The sequence below is a fragment of the Paraburkholderia sp. RL17-347-BIC-D genome, from assembly GCF_046027915.1.
Classification (GTDB): domain Bacteria; phylum Pseudomonadota; class Gammaproteobacteria; order Burkholderiales; family Burkholderiaceae; genus Paraburkholderia.
Map to the genome: position 1 here is coordinate 1 of NZ_JARESS010000300.1, position 265 is coordinate 265.

Annotated in this window: 1 protein-coding gene; it reads right to left on the bottom strand. The window is 57.7% G+C overall.

Going from position 1 to position 265, the window contains the following annotated elements; genetic code table 11:
- Nucleotides 1-50 precede the first annotated feature (50 nt).
- On the bottom strand, nucleotides 51-265 hold a 215-nt coding region (locus P0D96_RS48670; RefSeq protein ID WP_408321532.1), incomplete at its 5' end, for a CcdB family protein.

A 265-nucleotide genomic window follows, 5' to 3' on the forward strand; every position in this document is an offset into this window, starting at 1 on the left:
ATTCGCTGATACGACGGTCGCCCTTAGGAACAAAGTCGATTTGTTGTCGCTCAGTATGCGCCGAAGATCCGGTCGAGCGCCGCGAGGATGGCCTCGCGTCGATCTGAAAGGGAACCAATGCACTTGCCGAGAGCCTTCAAGGGAACCGCGCTCATGGCAGGCGTATCAAGGAAACATTCTTCGCCGTGGACTTCGAAAACGGGAAGAAGGTCGGATGGTTTGCCGGAGAAGGCGAGATGCCGGGCAGGTCGCAGCGGAATTACGG